Below are 23,900 nucleotides of genomic sequence, written 5' to 3'. Positions count from 1 at the left end.
TTTTCTACTCAGCAAATCTTTTAGAATCTACCTCTACACTAGGACTCATAGTACTAGACATAAAGATGCTCTTAATATAAACACCTTTTGCAGCAGTAGGTTTCAACTTTACTAATGTCGTTATCAATTCTCTGGCGTTAGCAGCTATTTTTTCAGCATCAAAAGACGCCTTACCTATAGCAGCATGTACAATACCAGTTTTATCTACCTTGAAATCAATTTTACCAGCTTTCACATCAGAAACGGCTTTAGCCACGTCCATTGTTACTGTACCAGTTTTAGGGTTAGGCATCAAGCCACGAGGACCTAAAACACGACCTAAAGGACCTAATTTCCCCATAACGCTAGGCATGGTTACAATTACGTCTACATCTGTCCACCCACCTTTGATCTTCTCAAGATATTCATCAAGACCAACGTAATCTGCACCTGCTTCTTTCGCTTCAGCTTCTTTATCTGGAGTTACCAGAGCAAGAACCTTTACATCTTTACCAGTTCCGTGAGGAAGAGTCACCACTCCACGAACCATTTGGTTCGCTTTACGTGGATCTACGTTAAGACGTACAGCTAAGTCAACAGAAGGGTCAAAATTTACGCTGCTTACTTCTTTTATTAAAGCAGAAGCATCGGCTAGATTATAAGTGTTTCCACCCTCAATCTTAGCGCGAGATTCTTTTTGCTTTTTAGTTACTTTTGCCATTTTAATTGCTTTTTTTGGATGTTAAAAAGGAGCTTGCCCTTTTACAGTTATTCCCATGGATCTCGCTGTACCAGCAACCATTTTCATTGCGCTTTCAATAGTAAACGCATTAAGGTCTGGCATTTTATCCTCTGCAATAGATCTAACCTGATCCCATGTTACATTAGCAACTTTTTTACGGTTAGGCTCTCCAGAACCACCTTTTAATTTAGCTGCTTCCAATAACTGGACTGCCGCAGGAGGAGTTTTTACCACAAAGTCAAAAGACTTATCTCCATAAACAGTAATAACAACAGGAAGTACTTTACCAGGCTTATCTTGAGTTCTCGCATTAAACTGCTTACAAAACTCCATGATATTAACACCGGCAGCACCTAAAGCTGGTCCAACAGGCGGAGAGGGGTTTGCGGCGCCTCCCTTTACTTGCAACTTAACAACCTTACTTACTTCTTTTGCCATTTTAAATAATTTAGTTTGATACGTTCTATCAGTTGGAAGCAGAAGAACTATATCTAATATATGTGTAACACTTATACTTTCTCAACTTGCATATAACTAAGCTCAAGAGGCGTCTTTCTTCCGAAAATCTTAACCATAACCTCCAGCTTACGCTTCTCTTCATTAATCTTCTCAACAGTTCCATTAAAACCATTAAAAGGACCATCGATAACTTTAACCGTTTCACCTGTAATAAATGGTATAGCTACATTATCTGCCTTAACAGAAAGCTCATCTACCTTACCAAGCATACGATTAACCTCAGACATGCGCAAAGGCACAGGATCACCACCTTTAGTTTCTCCTAAAAATCCTATCACACCATTAATAGACTTAATCATGTGAGCTACTTCACCACCAAGGTTTGCATGAACCATTATATAACCAGGAAAATAAACACGCTCTTTATTAACTTTCTTACCGTTGCGTATCTGGATAACTTTTTCAGTAGGAACAAGAACCTGCTCAACATAATCTTCAAGGCCAAATCTTGAAACCTCCTGATCTATATATCCCTTAATTTTATTCTCCTGACCACTCACGGCCCTTACCACGTACCAATCTTTGGTATTGTTTGTCTTAGCCATTGTGTTATTATTAAGCACCTACAAGATTAAAATAAGCTTTAATAGCCCTGCTAAAAACAGTATCTACACCCCAAACTGCCAGAGAGAAAACTATAGCAAAAACAGCAACAACAACAGTTAAACGTTGCGCCTCAGAAAGAGGAGTCCAGGTTACATGATTTTTGAGTTCGTTATAAGACTCTTGAATGTAGTTAATTAATCCAGCCATAATTATTTTTTGATTTAAAAGGATATTTACTCCTTTACATACAAACTATTTTAAGAATTAAAATGCTCGTATCTTAATGCACGGGTTGAGAGACTCGAACTCCCGACACCTGGTTTTGGAGACCAGTGCTCTACCAACTGAGCTAAACCCGTTTATAAAACCAAGGCATCCGTAAAAACGAACGCCTTAGTCTTTATATCTATAAACTAATGTTTAGTCTAAAATTTCAGTCACCTGACCTGCACCTACTGTTCTACCACCTTCACGGATAGCGAAACGCAGACCAAGGTTAAGAGCGATAGGCTGAATCAACTCAACAGTAATAGTCAAGTTATCACCAGGCATAACCATCTCAACACCATCAGGAAGCGCAATGTTTCCAGTTACGTCAGTTGTACGTACGTAGAACTGAGGACGGTAGTTATTGTGGAATGGAGTGTGACGACCACCTTCTTCTTTCTTAAGGATATAAACCTCAGCTTTGAATCTTGAGTGTGGAGTTACAGAACCTGGCTTAGTGATTACCATACCTCTTGTGATTTGAGTTTTCTCAATACCACGAAGTAGGATACCAACGTTATCACCAGCTTCACCTCTATCTAATATCTTACGGAACATCTCAACACCCGTAATAGTAGATGTTAATTTACCAGCACCCATACCAATGATCTCAACAGGATCTCCAGTGTTAGCAACACCAGTCTCGATACGACCAGTTGCAACAGTACCACGACCTGTAATAGAGAATACATCTTCTATAGGCATAAGGAAAGGCTTATCAACATCACGCGCAGGAAGCTCAATCCAATTATCAACAGCTTCCATAAGCTCCATAACTTTATCAACCCATTGCTGCTCACCATTCAATGCACCTAAAGCAGAACCTTGTACAACAGGACCATTATCACCATCATATTCATAGAAGCTTAATAAATCACGCACTTCCATCTCAACTAGCTCAAGAAGCTCTTCATCATCAACCATATCCACTTTGTTCATGAAAACAACAATACGAGGAATACCTACTTGACGACCAAGAAGGATGTGCTCACGTGTTTGTGGCATTGGACCATCTGTAGCAGCAACAACAAGAATAGCGCCGTCCATTTGAGCAGCACCAGTTACCATATTCTTCACATAATCCGCGTGACCTGGACAGTCAACGTGAGCATAGTGACGATTAGCAGTTGCGTACTCAACGTGAGAAGTGTTAATTGTAATACCTCTTTCTTTTTCTTCAGGAGCATTATCAATAGAATCAAAGCTTCTTAATTCAGAAAGACCTGCATTAGCAAGTACTGTAGTAATAGCAGCAGTCAAGGTAGTTTTACCGTGATCTACGTGTCCTATAGTACCAATATTTAAGTGGGGTTTGGAACGATCAAAAGTTGCCTTTGCCATGATTTAAATAATTTTAATCTTAGTTATTATTAGTGTTCAATTTTTTTAAGCTAACGAGTATGCTACGATTTTTTACGCATGCAAAAAAACGGAGCGTTAAAAAAACACCCGTTTACTAAGCAGTTATTCTGCTCTTGAGCCAACGACGGGATTTGAACCCGTGGCCTCTTCCTTACCAAGGAAACGCTCTACCCCTGAGCTACGTCGGCTTAATGTGCAAAATCTTTCCACTATAGAAGTTTTACAAATTTTGCCCGGGCTGACCTACTCAGCTAAAAGGGCTTGGAAAAGGCTTGCGCCTCATTATAAACTTCAATAAAGAAGTTCTGTTGAGCGGGAGACCGGGTTCGAACCGGCGACATTCAGCTTGGAAGGCTGACGCTCTACCAACTGAGCTACTCCCGCTTTTAATTTTCAGGCTGCAAATTTATGAAGTATAAATTAAAAAATCAGCTTAATCATTAAATAATTTTGTGGGGAGAGCAGGATTCGAACCTGCGAAGTCGAAAGACAACAGAGTTACAGTCTGTCCTCGTTGGCCGCTTGAGTATCTCCCCATTTTATTGGTATTTCCAGTATTTCAAAAAACGAAGCGAAATTCTCTAACGCTTTGATTTTGAGCCGATGAAGGGACTCGAACCCCCGACCCCGAGATTACAAATCACGTGCTCTAGCCAACTGAGCTACATCGGCTTTTAAACGCCTAACTGAGCGTAAAAAAGTCCGCTATTTCTAACGGACTGCAAATGTAGAATAATTTTATATCTAACAAAACTTTTTGCGATTTTTTTTTAGGCAATTGCTCTAATTTTATGTTTTCGCTTTAGCAACCATCTTTCCAGTGACTGTGCGCAGTTATCTGTACCCTCTTCAAAACTCTTAGCAAGCTTTTTTACAATTATCTCATCTCCAGGGACACTCAATAAAATTTCGACTATTTTATTCTCTCTGCTCTTCGTGTTTTGAACTTTTAAGAACACATCTGCAAAAATAATTCGATCATAATACTGTTCGAGCTTATCCATTTTTTTTTGAATGAAATTGATCAATTTTTGATCTGCATCGAAATTCGGAGTTTGCACACTTACTTTCATAGTTTGCCATTTTAAGTTAATAAAAAGAGTTACTACTGCTCGGTATTGCGAGGGTGCGCAGCACTATGTACTTTCGTCAGTTCTGCTATACTATTGTGCGTATAGACCTGAGTAGCGGCTAGACTCGTGTGCCCCAGCAATTCCTTCACAGCATTTAAATCAGCCCCGTGGTTGAGTAAATGAGTCGCGAAAGTATGTCGTAACATATGAGGACTTGTTTTTACCTTGGGGGAAACCTTACTAAAATAGCTTTTTATCTTTCTGTAAACAAACGTTTCATGCATTTTAACGCCTTTATTATTCAACAAAAGCCATGGCTCTGTATTTTGTGGCCAGCGCAGTGCTCTTTCTTCTTCATAAAGCTTTAAACTATCGCATACGGGATTAAGCAGTGGTAACAGGCGCTCTTTATTACGCTTTCCCAATACTTTTACAGTAGCCGACTCAATATCTACATCTACATTCTTTAAATTAATCAATTCGCTACGACGCATTCCCGTACCATAAAAAAGTTCTACGATCAATCTATCTCTTACAACTTCAAAACCTTTTAGATCATCAATGAGCTTAAAGACATCGTCAACTTCTGAAGAAGAAAATGGGATCTGGATCTTCTTAGACATTTTCAACGCTTTATGCTTCTTTAAAGGCGAATCTGTCACCTGCCCTATTTTATGAAGAAATTTGTAATAAGTTTTAAGAGAAGAAATCTTTCTATTAATACTTCGGGTAGTAATATTTTCTTCACCCAATTTTACGATCCAGCTGCGCACTATCGTATAACTTATCTCTGCCGGCTCTGTAATATTAAAATTAGCTTCAGCAAACTCAAAAAAGCCCGCTATATCATTATGATAGGCAGCAACAGTGTGTTTACTATAATTACGCTCAAGCTGCAGATATTCTAAAAAGGGATTTATATACATTGAGAATTTTACTTTAATATAAAGATTATAAATATAAAAATCTGCCATAAATTAAGGTAAACCTTAATCTAGGCAGATTTCTTTTATAATGAAAGAGGATAAGTCTTTCCGTTAAAAACCCATTATCCTAAAAATAGGATTAGACAGATTTTACTAAATATCTTCCTGATCTCTTAGACCCTGGATGTAAGATGCTTTCTGTATTTCCCTTCTGCGAGATACAGATGGTTTTGTGAAGGCCTGACGATCACGCAGCTTACGCATTGTTCCTGTTCTGTCAAACTTTCTTTTAAAACGCTTAAGCGCTCTATCGATATTTTCTCCGTCTTTTACTGGTATAATTAACATAGTGGTACCTCCTTTCTTTTGATTCTTACTGTTTTCAGGCTGCAAAGATAATTTATTTAATAGAAGCTACAACTAATATTAAAAAAACATTTTGCAACTACTTTGCTACCTTGCTTTGCTCTGCTGCAGGCTTATATTCCTTCTTATCTATAATTATCTTAGCGATAACTTCTTTTAAAATTTCAGATGTACCGCCGCCTATAGGCCCTAGTCTACTATCGCGGAACATTCTGGCCATTGGGTAATCTTCCATATAACCATAGCCTCCCAATATTTGAAGGCATTTATAAATTACTTCATCTGCCATTTTTGTTGAAAGTAATTTTGACATACTTGCTTCTTTAACGACATAATCCCCGGCATCAAGATTTTTCGCAACAGCATAATTAAATGCTTTACACATCTCAATCTCACTAGCCATCTCTGCAATACTGTGACGCATTGATTGAAATTTATCTATCGTCTTACCAAAAGCCATTCGCTCTGAAGCATATTTCATTGCATAATCAAGTGCATATTCTGCACGCGCATGACCATTAACACCCATAATTAAGCGCTCAAGGGCAAAATGCTGCATGATGTAAGAGAAACCTTTATCAATCTCTCCTAAAACATTTTCCTGAGGAACACGTACATTATCAAAAGCTATCTCACCCGTGTCTGAAGCTCGCCAACCCAATTTATTCAATTTAGTAGCGCTTACGCCTTTGGTCTCCCTATCTATTACAAATAACGAAATACCTTTATTACCTTTTTCTGGAGTTGTTTTTGCCGCTACCACAAGATAGTCTGAATAAACGCCGTTAGTAATAAAGGTCTTAGAGCCATTGATAATAAAGTCGTTGCCGTCTTGTACCGCTGTAGAGCGCATACCTGCCACATCTGAACCACCAAAGGGTTCTGTAATGCAAAGGCAGCCTACCATATCTCCTGCAATACTTGCTGCGAGATACTTAGATTTTATAAACTCATCTCCTTCAGCCTTAAGATGGGTCATCGCCAGATAAGCATGTGCCCATATTGCCGCAGCAAAGCCACCAGAATTTATTTTCTGTAACTCTTCAAGAAGTATTACGGTATAAAAAAGATCAAGATCGAGACCACCATAAACTTCTGGATAGGCAAGGCCAAAATAACCCATATCGCCAAATTTCTTCCAGATACGATTATCTATTATCCCGGTTTCTTCCCACTCATCTATATGAGGGACAACTTCCTTTTTTAAAAAATCTTGCAAACTTTCTCTAAAGAGTCTGTGCTCTTCTGAAAAATAGGTGTTATTCATGTACCGCTTTTTGGGTTTATAAAAAATTCAATTGGCAGAGGTTGCAGGCAGGTAAAGATGTCTAAATTCAAAAACCTGAACTAATTTTGGTTGGTCGACAAATATAATTTAATTCGGTCAAATTTGTATGGCGTTATTCCCGGTATTTTATTCAATTCATCAAGGTCTTCAATCCCCTCATGCAGCAGCCGGTAATCTACTATTTCTTTTGCCACGTCAAAAGTGATGTATGGCAGCGTAGAAAGATCTGAAGCGCTGGCGGTATTCACATTCATTATTTCTATTTGTGGCTCATTTATAACTGTGTATTTGTCTTTTATAGCATAAACCACCTTATTTGGCACCCCGTAAACATCAAATAATTGATTATCTTCTAAGAAGCCACCTATACGTTTCCTAAAATATAGAATATCACGCGCTGCTTTTTGGGTCATCCCATCAATACTCATCAATTCATCATGCGTAATTTTATTGAGAGCTTTCTTAGGATTTTCTTTGCTGGTAGTGACAGATTTATTTTTTGAAGTTGAGTTGGTAACCCATTCCGGAAACTTAAAATATGGGGAAATATCGGCTAAAAGTGAGTCAGAAACGCCTGTAACCTGCTTAAAATCGGCTGCAGAGTTGATCCAGTTATCGCTTTCGCGAAAGCGATGCAGTTTATCAATTTCTTCAGGAGACATCCCTAAAGTATATCCTTTGTAATCGCTAATAAAATTGGGATTAAACGGGTAAAAATCGGGTTTTTCAACCTGTTTTTCGGCTGATTTTATAGAATCTATCTGCCGCTGAATTGTAACTACCCGCTCTTTATTATAATCTAATTCTGGCGAAAAATCAACCCATATATAAACAGCAAGACCTGCAACAATGAGTATGATTAAAATCAAAATCCCACTACGCTTCTGGACATCCATAAGCAAGTGGGATTTTAAAGACATTTTTAATCGTGATTTATATTTCTTTTACTTCTTTGCTTTCATGATCTATAGAAGCATTCATCTTACCTATTTTAATGGCATTGAGGTATTTTCTTAATTCCTTTTTAACCTTTGGCGAAAGCAGCAACAGACCAATTATATTGGGAAATACCATAGCAAAGATCATCGCATCAGAGAAAGCGATCACCGCACCAAGACTTGAAGATGCTCCTACGATAAGGAATAATAAGAATAGAACTTTATAAACAACATCAGAAGTTTTTCCTTTTCCGAATAAATATTTCCAGGACTGAAGACCATAATATGACCATGAGATCATAGTAGAAATTGCAAACAAAATAACTGCGATAGTAAGTACTATAGAGAAATAAGGTATTGCAGAATCAAAAGCTACAGAAGTTAGATCTACACCATTTATGGGTTGATTTGTAGCATTAAGCATTACATTACTTGCAGCATCAAGATTACCATAGGTAAATAAGTTGTGCTTTGCGTTTGTAATAACAATTACAACAGCAGTCATAGTACAAATTATAACTGTATCTACAAATGGCCCAAGCAGTGCAGTTAAACCTTCACTTGCCGGGTAACGAGTTTTTACCGCAGAATGTGCAATAGCCGCAGACCCAACACCAGCTTCATTAGAAAACGCCGCACGTTGAAAACCTACAATTAAAACTCCTACTACACCACCAAAGGCTGCATTAGGATTTATTGCACCTTGCCAAATCTGGTTAGCAGCGTAAGGTATCATATCATAATTGATACAGATAATTATTAGACCTGCCAGAATATAAATGATAGCCATAAATGGAACCACTTTTTCAGTAACAGAACCTATTCTTTTTATACCACCTATAATAACAAGCCCAACGATTATTGCCATTACAATACCGCTATAAAGACCAGCATTAGGATTTTCCCACCCCATCATCTGGATCAATTGAGAAGCAGCCTGATTAGACTGAAACATGTTACCCCCACCAAAGGAGCCACCTATACACATTATTGCAAAGAATACGGCGAGAACTTTACCAAGACCGGCCATACCCATTTCTTTTAGACCCTTAGACAGGTAATACATGGGACCACCATAAGTCTTACCTTCTTCATCAACTTCACGGTATTTAACACCTAAAGTACATTCTGTAAATTTTGAGGCCATACCTAAAATTCCGGCTAGTATCATCCAGATCGTTGCACCTGGACCACCCAATGCTATTGCTACGGCTACACCGGCAATATTCCCCAGACCTACAGTAGCAGAAAGAGAAGCGGTTAATGCCTGAAAGTGTGTAACCTCACCGGGAACTTCACCAGTTAAGTGAATGGTATCTTTAATTTTTCCATCTTCAACCACGATTTCCTCATCTGCGGGAACATGATGATCTAGTTCATCATATTTACCAGAAGCAGTTTTTAACGAGGTTTTGGTATACATAAAGTTTACCCCTTTAAAATAAATAGTAAAGAACATCGCACCTAATAATAAAAGAATAATTACGATGGGCAGATCTTTACCTGCAATTTGTACAGGGTAAAAAATTAAGTCTACTATGGGAGTTGTATATTTTGCAAAAGACTCATTAATTGATTCGCCTAAACTTTGACTTTCTTGGGCAAAACTGAAAAAAGGAAATATTAAACAACAAATCGAGAGTATAAATTTATTCATGAGAAATTCTGGGTTATTATATTTTTTAGATGAAAACGGCAAGATGCTAAAAAAATAGTCTGCTTCAAAGACAAAACCAGTTAAAATACTCAATCGGTAGAGAATGATGCGAAATACGATTCAATTTTCTACAAAAAAAATCCTCAATAAATTGATAATTAGTATTAACCTTTAATTAGCAATTTACTGAAGAAATTAATATATAGTTCCCTATTTATAGAAATTCTGCTATTTAATAGCAGCTTCTTTCAGCTTTATGGCAGATAAATAGCGTGTGAGTTGTTGTTTTACCACCGGAAAGAGGAAGAAAAGACCTACCATGTTAGGAAAAATCATCGCAAAAATCATCGCATCAGAAAAATCCCAGATCGATTTCATGTTTGCTGCAGCCCCAATTACAACAAATGTCAGAAAGAGTAATTTATAAACGAGATCAGCGGTTTTCCCTCTGCCAAATAAATACTTCCAGGCCTGTAAACCATAATACGACCAGGATATCATAGTAGAAACAGCAAATAGAACAACTGCGATTGTTAGAAATATTTGAGAAAATGGAATAAACTCAGCAAAAGCTTTTGAAGTAATTCCTGCTCCTTCGTATGACAAACCATCTATAATAACTGCTCCAGAGCCATCACCACCATATTCAAAAGCACCATTAAAATTAAAAATGATAATAACCAGTGCAGTCATTGTACAAATTACCACCGTGTCTATAAAAGGTTCAAGAAGTGCAACCAGACCTTCGCTGGCAGAATATTTTGTACGTACTGCCGAGTGTGCAATAGAAGCAGACCCTGCTCCTGCTTCATTAGAAAAAGCAGCTCGCTTAAAACCAACCAGCAGCACACCTATTATACTCCCAACACCAATAGCTCTGGGATTAAAAGCTTCTTCAATAATCAATGCAATTGCATCATCCATCAAACCTATGTTGGCCAGTACAATGTAAATACAAGCCGCCAGATACATAATCGCCATAAAAGGAACGATTTTTTCGGTTACAGAGGCGATTCTTTTAATACCACCTATGATCACAATTCCTACTAAAACGGCCAGAACAATCCCTATCCAGAATCCTGCACCCGTACTTTCAAGATTGAATAATTCTTTTAACACAATAGTTGCCTGGTTAGACTGTGCTGCATTACCACCACCAAATGAGCCGCCTATGCAGAAAACAGCAAATAGAACTGCGGCAATTTTACCCAGAGTTGCAAAACCTTTTTCTTTTAAACCTTTTGTTAAGTAATACATAGGCCCGCCATAAATAGTCCCGTCTGTACCCACATCACGGTACTGAACACCAAGAGTACATTCTACAAATTTGGTCGACATACCCAACAGACCGCAAATGATCATCCAGAAAGTTGCCCCGGGACCTCCCAGTGCAATTGCCAAAGCTACGCCAGCTATATTTCCATTTCCTACGGTACCAGAAACCGCAGTCGCCAGAGCCTGAAAATGGCTTACTTCTCCTGCAGAGCTTTCGTCACGAATTGTATCGATAATATCACCGTCTATAGCAAGGTCATCATCCAGACTTTCTATATGAGATTCAAAATCTTTAACGGTATTCATATCAACACCATTTGCGATACCCTCTTCTCCATATAATATTTTAGCACCATGATTCTCTATATCTTCATATTTGCCTCGTACTGTTTGTATGGCGCGCCAGAAATATCTAAAATTTGGGAAACCAAAATAAACCGTAAAAAAGAGCGCACTAAAAACAAGAAGTATCAATACGAACGGTGTATCAAAAACTGTAAAGAATATTAGTTTTGAAAAGAAATTTGAAACAGGAGCAAAGGCTTGGTTTATTTGCTCATCGATACCTACCTCTCCTGTCTGTTGCGCAAAAGAAGATAATGTTGCACACAGAAATACCAATAGAAAAAGGGATTTTTTCATATTTACCAGAATAATTTAGTTAATGATTCAGAAGTTGATGAATTTCCAAAATCACTCTGGTGATCCCAACTTTAGCTAAATGTAAACATAATATTAAATCGCAAATTCTTTATGTAATTTTTTTATTTGTTCAGGCCTGCCTATCACTATCAGTTTTGAATTCATTTCTATTAATAGCGAAGCTTCAGGATTGATGATATAATCGCCGCTGGGAGATTTATATCCTATTATAGAACAACCTGTTTTGTTACGCAGATCAATATCCCGTATTGTACGATCCCGATTATCTGGGCACACCGCTTCATAAGTGATTTCCTGCACGTTAACACTGCCTTCTGTCGATACCTGTAGATTATCTAAAAATTCAACAAGATCAGGGACAACTACCAGAGAGGCCATGTGATCACCTCCTATCTTGTCTGGCATAATTACATTGTCTGCCCCGGCAAATTTTAATTTTTGATAAGTCGTTTCTTCAGAAGCGCGACTTATTATTTTTAATTTAGAGTTGATCTGGCGCGCAGAAAGAACAACAAACAAATTATTAGAATCGTCTGGTAAAGCAGAAATAAGTGTAGAAGCTCGCTCTACTCCCGCCTTTAATAAAACCTCATCTTCATTTGCGTTGCCGCGTACAAATAGAACATCTTCAGTTTCAAATCTGTCTGCAATTTGATCATTACGTTCAATAATTACAAAGGGTTTACCGTAAGTCATGAGTTTTTGCACAGCTTGCTTCCCATTACGACCATAACCCACAACTATCACATGACCTGAAAAACTATCTATCTTCTTTTGCACTTTTTTCTGTTTTAAAAGTTCGTAATTACTTCGGCTTAAAATATATTCTGTAATAATTGTAATTGCATAACCCAATGTGATAACGCTCGTAATAATAAGAAAAACAGCAAACATTTTCCCACTATCATTTAAAGGTTGCACCTCACCATAACCTACAGTACTTATGGTTATAATGGTCATGTAGATAGAGTCTATCCAGGAGTGATGCGCAAATACCCTAAAACCAAATATACCTACAGACACCATTCCTAATATAGAAAGTAACGCGAGATATATTTTAAATCTAAAAAGCTTTAGCATAATTTATAGATCAAATACAGAAGAACGTTTTGTGTAAACCAGATCTTTTAATTTTAGCCAGAATGCGAGCGTAAGATATATAGCAAAACCCAATCCCATTGTTGCAAAAGACAGATAAATGAAGAATAGTCGTACATTCTTTGTACGTATTCCCAGGCGGTCTGCCAGACGTGAGGACACATAGAAGCCGTTGCGCTCAAAAAAATGCCGAATAGCGTAAATTAATTTCATCACTTGCAAATTACTAAAATTAAGCTTGCATTATTCTTTCGCTGATTGCGAAATCAAATAGTTACCCACAGCACAATGCAGGCATCTGTTTACATCACAATAATGTTTCTTTAAATGCAAAAGCGCCTGAGAGTTGAGTGCATGATCGTCAAGTTCTCTTAGATTTTTAAAACCCTCAACAATACTATTCTTTTCCGCTTTAAGAGACATGATTAGCTGTAAAAGATCAGCTTCTTTATTTAGGTTCATGTATTTAGAATACGCAAATTGAATAGGAATAATAGTATTTATAAGTAAAAGATCGACAAATGAATTACTTAGTCTTTTCGCTCTTGGCGAATGACTTCTCCCAAAGTTATAATGAGTTTTCCAATATTCTGAAACATTCACATCAAACAAAGCGTAACTCTCTTTTTTAGTTTTTATAGCAACAACCTTTTGAAAAAGCTGTGATTCTTTCTCATATAAATTGGCCAATTGTGACAGTCTGATAGTTGGAAAATTAGGCGGGCGAAGTTTAAAATATTGAATAGGAATCGCGTTTTCATCAATTGCATATTTTGACTTAATGAATCTGTATTGTTCTTTCCAGAGCTTAATTTGTCTTTCTGCATCGTCCTTAGGCAATAAATTGTTCACTCCTAAAAAGAGTGCTTCTAATTCGCCGGTATTATTAGAGATTTTACGAATGACAGAAAAAGGAATATTCCCCGCCATATCAGCAAATGCCTGCGCATTGATCTTAGTACCAAAATTGCGCGCCAGCATTGTAAAGAGAACCGCTTCCCAATCGTTATTAGAAGCTTTTAGCAGCTTTTCTATAAAAAGTACTTTCTCTTCTAAACGGTCGATATATTGCCGTTCTAGCCAGTTTTTTATTAGATATGGGGGGATTTTTTCAAAATCATTTTCACAGTTTATAAATTGATATTTTTGCTCATAAAATAATTTTCTATAACCTGTAATAAGTTCCGGGTTTACATAATTTTTTAAAACCAGGGTGGTTAACTGCAGATCGTTTGGGCCATACACTGGCGTATCGTCTTCCCATACCACATGTAGTATAACATTATCATAAGCGCGATCTTCCTCATGTTGATGCGCATACCAGCCAGATGATTTTAAATGTATCTCTACATTTCCCGCCCATAATTGATCATCGATTTTTAACTGTGCATTCAGAAAGTCTGGCCCGGCCAGATGATTGTGCGCACCGCTGTTAATTAAGGTTATTGATTCTCCTGAGATTGATTTAGCTTCCGCGAAAGCAAACTTTTTATATTTCCATAAATAATGAAGAAACTCCTCTTTCATTTTTTAAAGCTATAAGAATTTAGCATAACCTTAATAACAATTTGCTGTTGCTTTGGTAATTTTAAAACAAAAATCAACTAACTATGAAACGATTAAATCTATTATTCATCGCTCTTCTGGCTATAAGTATAACTTCTTGTGGTAACAGAGAAACACAAAAAGATGAAGACGAAATTCAATTAGAAGAACAAGATAACATTAGCACTCAGTATGAAAAAGCGATAGTAGATGAAATGCCATCTGCAGATGATCAAAACGAGATCAATGAGGCTAAAGGTGTCATTAATGATTATTATGGCGCTTTAGGCAGAAGCCAGCCACGTGATGCTTATGATCTAATGGATCCCGGTAGTAATCGTGGTTCATTTTCAGAATTCTCAGAGAAGCAGTCTAAATATGAAAATATTGAAGTAAGTTTTACAGATGAGAAACCCACAGTAAGTGATATGGGTAATAATTATTCTGTAAAAATGCCAATACGGTATACCGGCACAACTGCGCAGGGTAATCAGGAAACCTATAGCGGTACAGCAGAACTTATGAAACAAAAGACAGACGACGGTGAATACAGAATCACTTCTCTGGATGTTAAACGTGAAGATTCTTAAAATTTAATAATAAGAATAACAAAAAAGGCTGCTTCTTGAGCAGCCTTTTCTATTATTTAAGCTCACTGGCCGCTTTTTCATCTAAATAACCCATTTTTTTCATCCATTCATCATTGTACATTTTGCCTACATATCTACTACCGTGATCATGGAAAAGAACCACTACCACATCGTCTTTAGTAAATTTATCTTTTAGCTGAAGTAATCCTTTTATCGCAGCACCTGCAGAGTTGCCCAAAAACATACCTTCTTCTTTTGAAAGACGCTGTGTGTAGATCGCAGCATCTTTATCAGTCACTTTTGTGAAACCATCAATAATCTCAAAATTCACATTCTTAGGTAGAATATCTTCGCCTATACCTTCGGTTACGTAAGGATAAATTTCATTTTTATCAAATTCTCCGGTTTCATGATATTTTTTAAAAACTGAGCCGTATGTATCAACACCCCAAATTTTAATATCAGGATTTTGTTCTTTTAAATATTTCCCTACTCCAGAGATTGTACCACCGGTGCCTACGCCAACTACAAAATGTGTGATCTTTCCATCGGTTTGTTTCCAGATCTCAGGACCGGTGCTTTCATAATGGGCCTGAGTATTACTTAAATTATCATATTGGTTTACATACCAGGAGTTGTCAATTTCTGTCGCTAGTCTCTTAGCAGTAGAATAATAAGACCGGGGATCATCTGAAGCTACATCTGTTGGGCATACTATAACTTCGCTTCCCACGGCTTTGAGTATGTCCATTTTCTCTTTGCTTTGCTTGTCAGACATAACACAGATCAACTTGTAACCCTTCACGATTGCAGCAAGCGCCAGACCCATCCCCGTATTTCCAGACGTGCCTTCTATAATTGTCCCGCCGGGTTTTAGTAGTCCTTTTTTTTCGGCATCTTCTATCATTTTTACAGCCATTCTGTCCTTTACAGAATTTCCCGGATTAAAGGTTTCATATTTAGCAAGCACAAGACAAGGTAGCTCTGCGGTGAGTTTATTCAGTTTAACAAGTGGCGTATTTCCTATCGTGCCAAGGATATTTTCAACATAATCCATAAATGGGTTTTTAACAGCTAAATATACCTTTTCTTCTTCGGAAGGTAAAAAATGAGCTGTTAATCAAAATCTAAATCCGGGAATTTGATGAGTACCTTAAAATTGGTTTAGCTAGATGTAAAAGGTCTATTAATCAAACTTGATCGTCTTGACCGGAGAAATTTTGGTAATAATATAAGATGGTATCAGCAACATTGCCGCACAAAGAATAAAAGTCCCAATATTTAATAAAAGGATGTATCCCCAATCTAAATAGACCGGAGCTTCAGTTACATAATATGTTTCCGGATTTAAAGAAATCACACCAAAGTATTTCTGGATAAGGATTAAGCCTATCCCAATTATATTCCCCCAGAAAAGTCCCTGTATAACCAGATAAAGCGCATTGTACATGAATATTTTTCTGATTGTCCAGTTAGAACTTCCCAGCGCTTTCAAGATACCTACCATTTTTGTGCGCTCCAGAATAAGAACAAGAAGCGCAACAATCATATTGATACCCGCCACAATGATCATCACTCCTATTATTAATGCGATGTTGAAGTCAAAAAGCGACAGCCACTCAAAAATGGAATAATATTTCTGCGTGATAGTCATCGAGTTAAGCAGCGAACCCGTATTTGCATAGACCTCATTACCTATTTTCTGTAGATTATTAAAATCATTGACGAAAACCTCAAAAGCGCCCACTTCATCATCTTCCCATTTATTTAATTTCTGAATATGCCTAATATCTGCAAAAAGATAACTCTGGTCAAATTCCTGAAAACCGGAATCATAAATCCCTACAATATCAAAGCGCCTGTTTAAAAATCCGCCGTCTTCCTTTAAAAAATAGACAATTACCTTGTCATTATTTTTAAAACCAAGCCTATCTGCGAGATACCTGCTTATAAGAATTTCTGTATTTAGTCCATTAGAATAATCAGGAAGTCTGCCGGCTACCAGAAATTCTTTCATGTATTCCCAGCGATAATCTGTACCAACACCTTTAACTATTATTCCCTCAAAATCTGTTTCGGTGCGAATGACGCCCGCTTTTGTGGCCGTTCCCTGAATATGGGTGACTTCAGGCACAGCTGTAAAATTTGGGTAAAAATCTTGTTTAGTTGAAATAGGATTCAGCGTGATATCGCTGTTATTACCGTCAAAATTTGAGATGATAATATCACCATTAAAAGCAGAGACTTTCTCACGTATTTTTTGCTGAAGCCCCACGCCCGTCGCAATAGTGATCATCATCATGACAACTCCCAGAACAATGGCGATAATCGCAATTTTAATTATAGGGGTTGAAGCAGTACTTTTATACTTTCCAGCCTTAATTATGCGTTTGGCAATAAAATATTCAAAATTCAATCGTCCTATGGCGTTACGTTTGCTCAAAAGTACCGTTTTTTTATTTCTTCTTATTCTGTTTTCATGTGCCAATAAAAGTGCTACTGGTTCCGCTTCTGCGAAAAATACACAGGCTCACAAAACCTTGAACCAAAAACCAGAAACCTTAAACCCAATTATTCTTGGTGCAAATCGCACTGATAAATACCTCCCTTTTTTGCATCAAAAACGGGTAGGAATAGTAGGAAATCCCAGTTCGCTTATTCTCTCTAAAACTTCGGCTCAAGGCGAAAAGCTATATACGCATCTCGTAGATTCACTTCTAAGTCTAAACATAAATATTGTAAAAGTATTCTCTCCCGAGCATGGTTTTCGCGGAACCGCAGATGCCGGTGAAACTATAAAAGACGGTAAAGACGCAAAAACTGGTTTACCCGTGGTTTCACTTTACGGAAAAAATAAAAAACCTACGCAAGATCAACTTAACGGAATAGATATTCTGGTATTCGATATTCAGGATGTAGGTGTACGTTTTTATACCTATATCGCTACGATGCACTACGTGATGGAAGCTGCTGCCGAAGCGGGAATCCCTGTAATTATTCTAGATAGACCTAATCCCAACGGAAGTTACGTTGACGGCCCGGTTATGGAAAAAGAACACACTAGCTTTTTAGGCATGCATGCCGGCGTTCCACTTGTTCACGGGATGACAATAGGTGAATATGCGCAAATGATGAACGGTGAAGGCTGGTTGAGTGATTCTTTAAAATGTGACCTTACCGTCATCCCATTGGAAAATTACAAACATGCCCTGCCCTACTCGCTTCCTGTAAGGCCATCGCCCAATTTACCTAATGATAAAGCAATTAATCTCTATCCCAGCCTAGGTTTACTTGAAGGTACAAACCTCAACGCCGGGCGTGGTACAGATATGCAGTTTCAAGTTATTGGTTCGCCGTACTTACCGGAATCAAAATATCCGCTTATTTATACCCCAAAACCCAATTTTGGGGCTAAAAATCCGAAATTTAATGGTGAGATCTGCCACGGGATCGATTTGCGCAACACGCCAAGAATGAAGGAAGTAAACCTTAATTGGATTATTGACGCTTATAACAATTATATCAATAAAGATGCATTCTTTAATACAGCCAACTTCACCGCTCACGCGGGAACTGCAAAATTGCAGCAGCAAATAGAAGCCGGTTTAACCATGGAGGAGATTAGACAAAGCTGGCAGGCAGATCTTGATACTTTTAAAAAAATAAGATCTAAGTATTTAATTTATAAATGATCATCTAATCTGTCACCATGTTAAATCAACAACCTCGGGCAAGCCCGCAAGGTGTGAAAATTGCTAATTCTTATTCTCTCAGAAATCTTTGGGAACATTGAGAAGAACGCTTTAACCAACTTGATCAGGGATTACTCAATCTTAAAAATAAAAGCAATGAAGACTAATCTACGTATGCAGTTTCTAATAGACAAAGAAACTACTTCTATTATTGTAAAAAGAGAATTTAAAGCACCTCTGTCAAGCGTGTGGTCTGCGTGGAGAGAACCAGAAATTCTTGATCAATGGTGGGCACCACGACCCTGGAAATCACAAACAAAAGTAATGAACTTTGTAGAAGGTGGAAAACGCTTATATGCAATGGTAGGACCTAAGGGAGAAGAGCAATGGTGCTTAGTAAATTACACTTCTATCACTCCCAAAACAAATTTTAAATATCACGATGCTTTTTGCGACGCAGAAGGAAATATAGATACGAAATACTTTTCTGGTTCACAATGGAATGTTGACTTTACAGACCATTCAGATTCTACTTTTGTAAATGTTACAGTAAAGTACAATTCGCATGAAGATTTGGAAAAAATAATCCAAATGGGCTATAAAGAAGGATTTATTATGGCCATGGAAAATCTAGACGAATTATTTTCAAATAAGCATTAATATCCCGTCATTTCTAATAAAATCAACTTCAACAGAAGAAGCTACTCATTGCGCTTAAAAATTTAAAAAAGCCATAACTTCTTCTGTTCAACTTCACAAATTCTTAACCGATATTTGCACCCACAGCCAAACAACCAATGGAGCAAAAATTAAAGCAACGCATAGCACTTAGTGTTTACTTTTTTCTTTCAGGATTTTGCTTTTCTACGTGGGCTTCTCGCATCCCTACCATTAAAACTATTTTTAATCTAAATGATGCTGAGCTGGGTAATTTACTACTGGCAATGCCGGTAAGTTCATTGATTGGTCTACCCATTTCAGGATGGTTAGTATCGCGCTTTGACAGTAGAATACCTCTGCAGGTAGCATTCCTCTTTTTCTCTATCGCATTAATAGTTATTGGGGTTTCAGACAGTTTGTATCTTTTAATTCCTGCTGTTTGTGTTTTTGCATTCTGTATGCGTATTCTCAACATTGCGATGAACACGCAATCTATCACTTTACAAAAAGTGTTTCCACGAAAAATTATAGGGTCTTTTCACGGTATCTGGAGTAGCGGCGGCTTACTTGGCGTAGGTTTTTCTACGCTCATGGTAAAATGGGATACACCCATGCGTTATCATTTGTTGAGTGTGGCTCTTTTTACCTTTGTTACCTCAATATTAGCCTATAGATATCTTATTACAAATGACAGATCGCCGCAGGGTAACTCTATAAAACTAGGCAAACCAGATAAGTTTATTTTATACCTCGGGCTTATGGTTTTCTTTGCCGCGGTTTGCGAGGGTGGCATGTTCGACTGGAGCGGCGTTTACTTTAAAGAAGTTGTGAAAGAGGATATTTTCACCCTGGGTTATCTGATTTTTATGATATTTATGGCGCTTTCCAGATTCTTCTCAGACAGGGCTATTGAGAAAATAGGTCTTGAGAAAATGTACGTCATCAGCGCAGCACTTATCTCAACCGGAATACTTACAGTTATCATTTTTCCTTATTTCTGGCCGGCAATTGCAGGTTTTAGCATAGTAGGATTAGGTGTTGCCGCAATTATCCCGATGACTTTCAGTCTGGCAGGGACGTCAGAAAAATATTCTGCCGGGATGGCAATTTCTATAATTGCAACTTATGGCATTGTAGGAATGCTCATGGGACCGCCTATTATTGGTTATCTGGCTCATCTCTTCAATCTAAAAGTTTCTTTCTTACTTTTTATGACTTCCGGATTGATGCTAATACCTGTTTCTCAGCTATTTTTTAGATATCAAAAAAGAGTAAAATCTTAATCTCATCAATCTTTCTTTCACTCTAAGTTTAAATACTTAGGCCGAAAATTTTATCTTTAGAAAATCATTCAGGATAAGCCTGTTGATCAACCCTTCTAATTATAACCCTATGAAACTAATTACCCGCACTTTAATAGTTGCTGCGTTGTGCGTTCCTACCCTAATTTTTGCTCAGGAAGATCCTGTCATTAAAAAAATTCAGAACGAAGAAAATTCAAATTCTAAATTAAAAGTACTTGCTCACGAGCTGCTCGATGTAGTTGGTCCTCGATTAGTGGGTACGCCTCAAATGAAAAATGCGCATGACTGGGCTGTTGCGAAATATAAAAGCTGGGATATACCTGCCGAAAATCAACAATGGGGAACCTGGCGCGGCTGGGAACGCGGAGTAAGTCATATAGATCTTGTGAGCCCGCGCGTGCAAACTTTGGAAGGTCGCCAACTGGCCTGGAGCCCGAGCACGGGTAAAAAAGCAGTTACTGCTGAAGTTGTTCTTTTGCCCGAAGCTACTGATTCCATTGCTTTTAAAAATGCTATTTCTGCAGTGAAAGGAAAATTTGTTCTGGTGTCTATGAAGCAACCTACGGGCAGACCAGATGATAACTGGGAAAAATGGGCAACACCAGAATCGTTTGAAAAAATGAAGAAAAACAGGGATAGCCTTCAGGAAATCTGGGATACTAAGATAAAGAACACCGGTTACACCTCAAGAACATTACCTGTTGCATTAGAAAAAGCAGGAGCGGCGGGAATCGTTTCTTCGTATTGGTCAAGAGGTTTTGGTGTAAATAAAGTGTTTTCGGCTTATACAAAAGAGATTCCCACGATCGATCTGGCTTTAGAAGATTATGGCCTGCTTTATAGAATGGCAGAATATGATGATAAACCAGAAATTAGCGTTGTCGCACAATCTAAAGAGTTGGGTGAAGTGCCAACTTTTAATACCATCGCTCAAATTAAAGGCACAGAAAAACCTGAAGAATATGTCATTCTTTCTGCGCATTTTGATTCATGGGATGGTGCTACCGGTGCGACAGACAATGGTACAGGAACTCTAGTCATGATGGAAGCTATGCGTCTTCTCAAAAAGATATATCCTAACCCAAAGCGCACAATTATGGTCGGTCACTGGGGAAGTGAAGAAGAAGGCCTTAATGGTTCACGCGCTTTTGTAAAAGACCATCCTGAGATCGTAGCAAATGTGCAGGCGGTTTTTAATCAGGATAATGGTACAGGTCGCGTAGCCACAATTTCCGGTAACGGATTTTTAAATGCTTATGATTATTTAGGCAGTTGGTTATATGCCGTTCCAGACGAAATTAGCCGCGAAATTGAAACTAACTTTCCCGGTACACCCGGGCGTGGCGGTTCAGATTATGCATCTTTTGTCGCTGCCGGTGCACCTGCTTTCAATTTGAGTTCGCTAAGCTGGGATTATTGGAATTACACCTGGCATACCAACCGCGATACTTACGACAAGATCGTTTTTGACGACTTACGCCAAAATGTGATTCTTACAGCAGTTCTTGCATACATGGCAAGTGAAGATCCTGATACAACCTCACGTGAACAAGCAGTTTTACCCATGAACCGCAGAACAAACAGCCAGATGACCTGGCCTGAAGCTCGTGATGCTACTCGTAAAGGTGGTCTTGACGAAAATTAAACCCTTCCTCAGATTTCATCAGATTTCTCGATAATATTGATTAAATATCAAACCGAAAAAAGCAGCAAATCAACCGATTTTGCTGCTTTTTTATGCGATTTTTTTAAGCTTTGCTAAATACTTTTCATCCTGCTGAACTTGTTCCAGCATCGCACCAGATTCAAAAAGTAATTAGGATAAGACCTACACTTCGACAGGCTCAGTGTGACAGTTCCAAACCTTTATAAAGTATTGAGATATTTAAAGTTGTTTTATCTCTTCAAGTTCTTCAGGAGAGACTGTGAGCAGTCCCGGTTTTACAAGTCGGGAAATCATGGTGCGCCAATTTTCCTCCCTCTCAAAAATTGATTTAAAAATAGGTTTTGCTTCTTCTACTCTACCGCCGTTTGCAAGAGCAACAGCTTTCCAGAATTTCATCTCCAGATTATCAGGAAACATAGTTTCTGCTGTACCGTATTCTTCAAGAGCTTTATTCATATCGCCGGCTTCTACGGCAAGATCTCCCCTATTCATAAATTCATAAGCTCGTGCCGTTTTTAAAAGTCGGTCAAGTTCTTCTATAGGGTTTGCGTTATCATCTACTCTCAGGTCGATTTTATGCTCTTCCCAGGGGTTTTTTACTTTGTCAGGACCAACCACAATTAGCGCTGCAGATTGTTTACCGCGAATATCCCCACCGGCAGCCTGCGCTGCTTTTAATACTTCAACAACACGTTCTGCTAAAGGCAGATCTGCGTGTTCTTTAAATGCTTTCGCCATAGCGGGAACAACGTCATCATTGAGCATCATGTTTGCTTGTACAGAGAAGTTATTTTCAGTGATCTGATGTGCAGATTCTACACATTTTTCTCCGGTATAAGCAGCTGCACTATTTTTATCAAGAAAGGCCACCTGGCGGTAATCACGACCGTCATCTTTCGCGATAAGTATATTAAGAGCCTCTTTTGCAGAAGTTCCGTTTGCCATTAGTTCAAGACCGTTGGGACCGTAGGCCGGATTTACAAACGACTGCGTAGCAACAACGCCCACACCAGATTTCCCCCAGGAAACCAAAGAACCCACAGAAAACCAGTGACTTTGAACGCCAACCGCCATTTCGCCGGTAACAGAATCTCTGGCTACAACAGAAAAGGTGTGCGCAAAAGCCTCTTTTTCTGCATTTATATTTTGAGCAAAAGCACCGGAAAAACTCATTAAAAGAAGAATTAAATAGCGTAATTTTTGTTTCATAATCTTGTTATTTATTAAATACATTTCAGCTTAAAGCTTAATACGTTCTTTCATTTTCTCCACAATATTAAAAGCGGCAGGGCAAACCGGCATATTCTTTAAGGTGATAGTTGTGATCTGCTGAAATTTCTTTCTGTCTGTATGTGGAAATTCCGCGCAAGCTTTTGGCCGCACATCGTAGATCAAACAATAATTATCTGAAGCCAGAAATGGGCAAGGCAGTTGCTGCAACACATAATCGTTATCTTCATCAATCTTAAGATATGTATCTATAAACTGCGCATCTTTCATTTTAAAATGCTTTGCAATACGCGTGATATCCCGATCTGTGAATAAAGGTCCTGTAGTCTTGCAACAGTTGGAACAATTGAGACAATCTGTTTTAGCAAATTCTTCATCATGCAAATCCTGCATCTGGTAATCAAGATCTTTAGGTGGTTTGCGCTTTAGCTTTTTAAAATAAGCAGCATTCTCCTTGTGTTTGTCTTTAGCAAGGTCTGGGAGTTGCTTTATAAAATCTTCCATGCCGCAAAAT

At 38.1% G+C, this 23,900-nt stretch carries 24 protein-coding genes and 5 tRNA genes; 5 read left to right on the top strand and 24 right to left on the bottom strand.

Going from position 1 to position 23,900, the window contains the following annotated elements:
* Positions 1 to 4 precede the first annotated feature (4 nt).
* The 20 genes from rplA to ACH3PA_RS12195 form a co-directional block, all read right to left on the bottom strand.
* Positions 5 to 700 (bottom strand): 50S ribosomal protein L1, encoded by a 696-nt coding sequence (gene rplA, locus ACH3PA_RS12290; protein WP_416443795.1) that lies wholly within the window; start codon positions 698 to 700, stop codon positions 5 to 7.
* A gap of 21 nt (positions 701 to 721) precedes the next feature.
* The gene (gene rplK / locus ACH3PA_RS12285; protein ID WP_416443797.1) at positions 722 to 1,159 is read right to left on the bottom strand and encodes a 50S ribosomal protein L11; all 438 of its coding nucleotides are present in this window, start codon (positions 1,157 to 1,159) and stop codon (positions 722 to 724) included.
* Positions 1,160 to 1,230: 71 nt separating this feature from the next.
* Complete coding sequence (gene nusG, locus ACH3PA_RS12280; RefSeq protein ID WP_416443799.1) at positions 1,231 to 1,785, bottom strand: transcription termination/antitermination protein NusG; 555 nt, start codon at positions 1,783 to 1,785, stop codon at positions 1,231 to 1,233.
* A gap of 10 nt (positions 1,786 to 1,795) precedes the next feature.
* Positions 1,796 to 1,993, bottom strand: coding sequence for a preprotein translocase subunit SecE (gene secE, locus ACH3PA_RS12275; protein ID WP_416443801.1), 198 nt, complete (start codon positions 1,991 to 1,993; stop codon positions 1,796 to 1,798).
* Positions 1,994 to 2,072: 79 nt separating this feature from the next.
* A tRNA-Trp gene (locus ACH3PA_RS12270) sits at positions 2,073 to 2,145 on the bottom strand.
* Between the two features lie 61 nt (positions 2,146 to 2,206).
* On the bottom strand, positions 2,207 to 3,394 hold the full coding sequence (gene tuf, locus ACH3PA_RS12265; protein ID WP_416443803.1) for an elongation factor Tu: 1,188 nt from the start codon (positions 3,392 to 3,394) through the stop codon (positions 2,207 to 2,209).
* A 137-nt stretch (positions 3,395 to 3,531) separates the two neighbouring features.
* Positions 3,532 to 3,603 (bottom strand) — tRNA-Thr (locus ACH3PA_RS12260).
* A gap of 123 nt (positions 3,604 to 3,726) precedes the next feature.
* Positions 3,727 to 3,799 (bottom strand) — tRNA-Gly (locus ACH3PA_RS12255).
* Positions 3,800 to 3,868: 69 nt separating this feature from the next.
* Positions 3,869 to 3,951 (bottom strand) — tRNA-Tyr (locus ACH3PA_RS12250).
* A gap of 62 nt (positions 3,952 to 4,013) precedes the next feature.
* A tRNA-Thr gene (locus tag ACH3PA_RS12245) sits at positions 4,014 to 4,087 on the bottom strand.
* A 98-nt stretch (positions 4,088 to 4,185) separates the two neighbouring features.
* Entirely contained in the window at positions 4,186 to 4,488 is a 303-nt protein-coding gene (gene hpf / locus ACH3PA_RS12240; protein ID WP_416443805.1) for a ribosome hibernation-promoting factor, HPF/YfiA family, read from the bottom strand.
* 32 nt (positions 4,489 to 4,520) lie between these two features.
* Positions 4,521 to 5,462 (bottom strand): tyrosine-type recombinase/integrase, encoded by a 942-nt coding sequence (locus ACH3PA_RS12235; RefSeq protein ID WP_416443807.1) that lies wholly within the window; start codon positions 5,460 to 5,462, stop codon positions 4,521 to 4,523.
* A gap of 105 nt (positions 5,463 to 5,567) precedes the next feature.
* Positions 5,568 to 5,762, bottom strand: a complete 195-nt coding sequence (gene rpsU / locus ACH3PA_RS12230; protein WP_416446603.1) for a 30S ribosomal protein S21 — start codon at positions 5,760 to 5,762, stop codon at positions 5,568 to 5,570.
* 97 nt (positions 5,763 to 5,859) lie between these two features.
* Positions 5,860 to 7,047, bottom strand: coding sequence for an acyl-CoA dehydrogenase family protein (locus ACH3PA_RS12225; protein ID WP_416448206.1), 1,188 nt, complete (start codon positions 7,045 to 7,047; stop codon positions 5,860 to 5,862).
* An 80-nt stretch (positions 7,048 to 7,127) separates the two neighbouring features.
* Positions 7,128 to 7,964, bottom strand: a complete 837-nt coding sequence (locus ACH3PA_RS12220; protein ID WP_416443811.1) for a ComEA family DNA-binding protein — start codon at positions 7,962 to 7,964, stop codon at positions 7,128 to 7,130.
* Between the two features lie 37 nt (positions 7,965 to 8,001).
* A complete protein-coding gene (locus ACH3PA_RS12215; protein WP_416443813.1) occupies positions 8,002 to 9,663 on the bottom strand; it encodes an alanine/glycine:cation symporter family protein in 1,662 nt (553 codons plus the stop codon).
* Between the two features lie 228 nt (positions 9,664 to 9,891).
* Entirely contained in the window at positions 9,892 to 11,580 is a 1,689-nt protein-coding gene (locus ACH3PA_RS12210) for an alanine/glycine:cation symporter family protein (protein ID WP_416443815.1), read from the bottom strand.
* Positions 11,581 to 11,673: 93 nt separating this feature from the next.
* The gene (locus tag ACH3PA_RS12205; RefSeq protein WP_416443817.1) at positions 11,674 to 12,681 is read right to left on the bottom strand and encodes a potassium channel family protein; all 1,008 of its coding nucleotides are present in this window, start codon (positions 12,679 to 12,681) and stop codon (positions 11,674 to 11,676) included.
* 3 nt (positions 12,682 to 12,684) lie between these two features.
* Positions 12,685 to 12,912: a PspC domain-containing protein gene (locus ACH3PA_RS12200; RefSeq protein WP_416443819.1), complete on the bottom strand. Its 228-nt coding sequence runs from the start codon at positions 12,910 to 12,912 to the stop codon at positions 12,685 to 12,687.
* A 30-nt stretch (positions 12,913 to 12,942) separates the two neighbouring features.
* Positions 12,943 to 14,226 (bottom strand): DUF2851 family protein, encoded by a 1,284-nt coding sequence (locus ACH3PA_RS12195; protein WP_416443821.1) that lies wholly within the window; start codon positions 14,224 to 14,226, stop codon positions 12,943 to 12,945.
* Positions 14,227 to 14,309: 83 nt separating this feature from the next.
* Between ACH3PA_RS12195 and ACH3PA_RS12190 the strand changes: the two genes are divergently transcribed.
* Entirely contained in the window at positions 14,310 to 14,834 is a 525-nt protein-coding gene (locus tag ACH3PA_RS12190; RefSeq protein WP_416443823.1) for a hypothetical protein, read from the top strand.
* A gap of 52 nt (positions 14,835 to 14,886) precedes the next feature.
* Here ACH3PA_RS12190 and ACH3PA_RS12185 read toward each other — a convergent pair whose 3' ends face one another.
* Positions 14,887 to 15,891: a PLP-dependent cysteine synthase family protein gene (locus tag ACH3PA_RS12185; RefSeq protein WP_416443825.1), complete on the bottom strand. Its 1,005-nt coding sequence runs from the start codon at positions 15,889 to 15,891 to the stop codon at positions 14,887 to 14,889.
* Positions 15,892 to 16,020: 129 nt separating this feature from the next.
* The gene (locus tag ACH3PA_RS12180; RefSeq protein ID WP_416446605.1) at positions 16,021 to 17,250 is read right to left on the bottom strand and encodes an ABC transporter permease; all 1,230 of its coding nucleotides are present in this window, start codon (positions 17,248 to 17,250) and stop codon (positions 16,021 to 16,023) included.
* A gap of 7 nt (positions 17,251 to 17,257) precedes the next feature.
* Between ACH3PA_RS12180 and ACH3PA_RS12175 the strand changes: the two genes are divergently transcribed.
* From ACH3PA_RS12175 to ACH3PA_RS12160, 4 genes are all read left to right on the top strand, one after another.
* The gene (locus ACH3PA_RS12175; RefSeq protein ID WP_416443827.1) at positions 17,258 to 18,526 is read left to right on the top strand and encodes an exo-beta-N-acetylmuramidase NamZ domain-containing protein; all 1,269 of its coding nucleotides are present in this window, start codon (positions 17,258 to 17,260) and stop codon (positions 18,524 to 18,526) included.
* A 156-nt stretch (positions 18,527 to 18,682) separates the two neighbouring features.
* Positions 18,683 to 19,186: an SRPBCC family protein gene (locus tag ACH3PA_RS12170; RefSeq protein ID WP_416443829.1), complete on the top strand. Its 504-nt coding sequence runs from the start codon at positions 18,683 to 18,685 to the stop codon at positions 19,184 to 19,186.
* 137 nt (positions 19,187 to 19,323) lie between these two features.
* A complete protein-coding gene (locus ACH3PA_RS12165) occupies positions 19,324 to 20,469 on the top strand; it encodes an MFS transporter (protein ID WP_416443831.1) in 1,146 nt (381 codons plus the stop codon).
* Between the two features lie 109 nt (positions 20,470 to 20,578).
* Entirely contained in the window at positions 20,579 to 22,135 is a 1,557-nt protein-coding gene (locus ACH3PA_RS12160) for a M20/M25/M40 family metallo-hydrolase (RefSeq protein ID WP_416443833.1), read from the top strand.
* 240 nt (positions 22,136 to 22,375) lie between these two features.
* On the opposite strand, the gene ACH3PA_RS12155 is transcribed toward ACH3PA_RS12160, so the two are convergent.
* On the bottom strand, positions 22,376 to 23,365 hold the full coding sequence (locus tag ACH3PA_RS12155) for a DUF1028 domain-containing protein (protein WP_416443835.1): 990 nt from the start codon (positions 23,363 to 23,365) through the stop codon (positions 22,376 to 22,378).
* Between the two features lie 30 nt (positions 23,366 to 23,395).
* Complete coding sequence (locus ACH3PA_RS12150) at positions 23,396 to 23,890, bottom strand: YkgJ family cysteine cluster protein (RefSeq protein ID WP_416443837.1); 495 nt, start codon at positions 23,888 to 23,890, stop codon at positions 23,396 to 23,398.
* Between the last annotated feature and the right edge of the window lie 10 nt (positions 23,891 to 23,900).

This window comes from Leeuwenhoekiella sp. A2 (genome assembly GCF_047946655.1).
In the GTDB taxonomy this organism is placed as follows: Bacteria; Bacteroidota; Bacteroidia; order Flavobacteriales; family Flavobacteriaceae; genus Leeuwenhoekiella.
Note: the sequence above shows the minus strand (reverse complement) of the source record. Positions and strands in the feature narration are given on the sequence as shown.

Coding starts and splice junctions, on each gene's coding strand:
- ACH3PA_RS12160 (WP_416443833.1), top strand. CDS start 20,579: ATGAAACTAATTACCCGCACTTTAATAGTTGCTGCGTTGTGCGTTCCT.
- hpf (WP_416443805.1), bottom strand. CDS start 4,488: ATGAAAGTAAGTGTGCAAACTCCGAATTTCGATGCAGATCAAAAATTG.
- secE (WP_416443801.1), bottom strand. CDS start 1,993: ATGGCTGGATTAATTAACTACATTCAAGAGTCTTATAACGAACTCAAA.
- ACH3PA_RS12225 (WP_416448206.1), bottom strand. CDS start 7,047: ATGAATAACACCTATTTTTCAGAAGAGCACAGACTCTTTAGAGAAAGT.
- ACH3PA_RS12210 (WP_416443815.1), bottom strand. CDS start 11,580: ATGAAAAAATCCCTTTTTCTATTGGTATTTCTGTGTGCAACATTATCT.
- ACH3PA_RS12170 (WP_416443829.1), top strand. CDS start 18,683: ATGAAGACTAATCTACGTATGCAGTTTCTAATAGACAAAGAAACTACT.
- ACH3PA_RS12150 (WP_416443837.1), bottom strand. CDS start 23,890: ATGGAAGATTTTATAAAGCAACTCCCAGACCTTGCTAAAGACAAACAC.
- rpsU (WP_416446603.1), bottom strand. CDS start 5,762: ATGTTAATTATACCAGTAAAAGACGGAGAAAATATCGATAGAGCGCTT.
- tuf (WP_416443803.1), bottom strand. CDS start 3,394: ATGGCAAAGGCAACTTTTGATCGTTCCAAACCCCACTTAAATATTGGT.
- rplK (WP_416443797.1), bottom strand. CDS start 1,159: ATGGCAAAAGAAGTAAGTAAGGTTGTTAAGTTGCAAGTAAAGGGAGGC.
- ACH3PA_RS12215 (WP_416443813.1), bottom strand. CDS start 9,663: ATGAATAAATTTATACTCTCGATTTGTTGTTTAATATTTCCTTTTTTC.
- nusG (WP_416443799.1), bottom strand. CDS start 1,785: ATGGCTAAGACAAACAATACCAAAGATTGGTACGTGGTAAGGGCCGTG.
- ACH3PA_RS12195 (WP_416443821.1), bottom strand. CDS start 14,226: ATGAAAGAGGAGTTTCTTCATTATTTATGGAAATATAAAAAGTTTGCT.
- ACH3PA_RS12155 (WP_416443835.1), bottom strand. CDS start 23,365: ATGAAACAAAAATTACGCTATTTAATTCTTCTTTTAATGAGTTTTTCC.
- ACH3PA_RS12190 (WP_416443823.1), top strand. CDS start 14,310: ATGAAACGATTAAATCTATTATTCATCGCTCTTCTGGCTATAAGTATA.
- ACH3PA_RS12175 (WP_416443827.1), top strand. CDS start 17,258: ATGGCGTTACGTTTGCTCAAAAGTACCGTTTTTTTATTTCTTCTTATT.
- ACH3PA_RS12185 (WP_416443825.1), bottom strand. CDS start 15,891: ATGGATTATGTTGAAAATATCCTTGGCACGATAGGAAATACGCCACTT.
- ACH3PA_RS12220 (WP_416443811.1), bottom strand. CDS start 7,964: ATGGATGTCCAGAAGCGTAGTGGGATTTTGATTTTAATCATACTCATT.
- ACH3PA_RS12165 (WP_416443831.1), top strand. CDS start 19,324: ATGGAGCAAAAATTAAAGCAACGCATAGCACTTAGTGTTTACTTTTTT.
- ACH3PA_RS12235 (WP_416443807.1), bottom strand. CDS start 5,462: ATGGCAGATTTTTATATTTATAATCTTTATATTAAAGTAAAATTCTCA.
- ACH3PA_RS12205 (WP_416443817.1), bottom strand. CDS start 12,681: ATGCTAAAGCTTTTTAGATTTAAAATATATCTCGCGTTACTTTCTATA.
- ACH3PA_RS12200 (WP_416443819.1), bottom strand. CDS start 12,912: ATGAAATTAATTTACGCTATTCGGCATTTTTTTGAGCGCAACGGCTTC.
- rplA (WP_416443795.1), bottom strand. CDS start 700: ATGGCAAAAGTAACTAAAAAGCAAAAAGAATCTCGCGCTAAGATTGAG.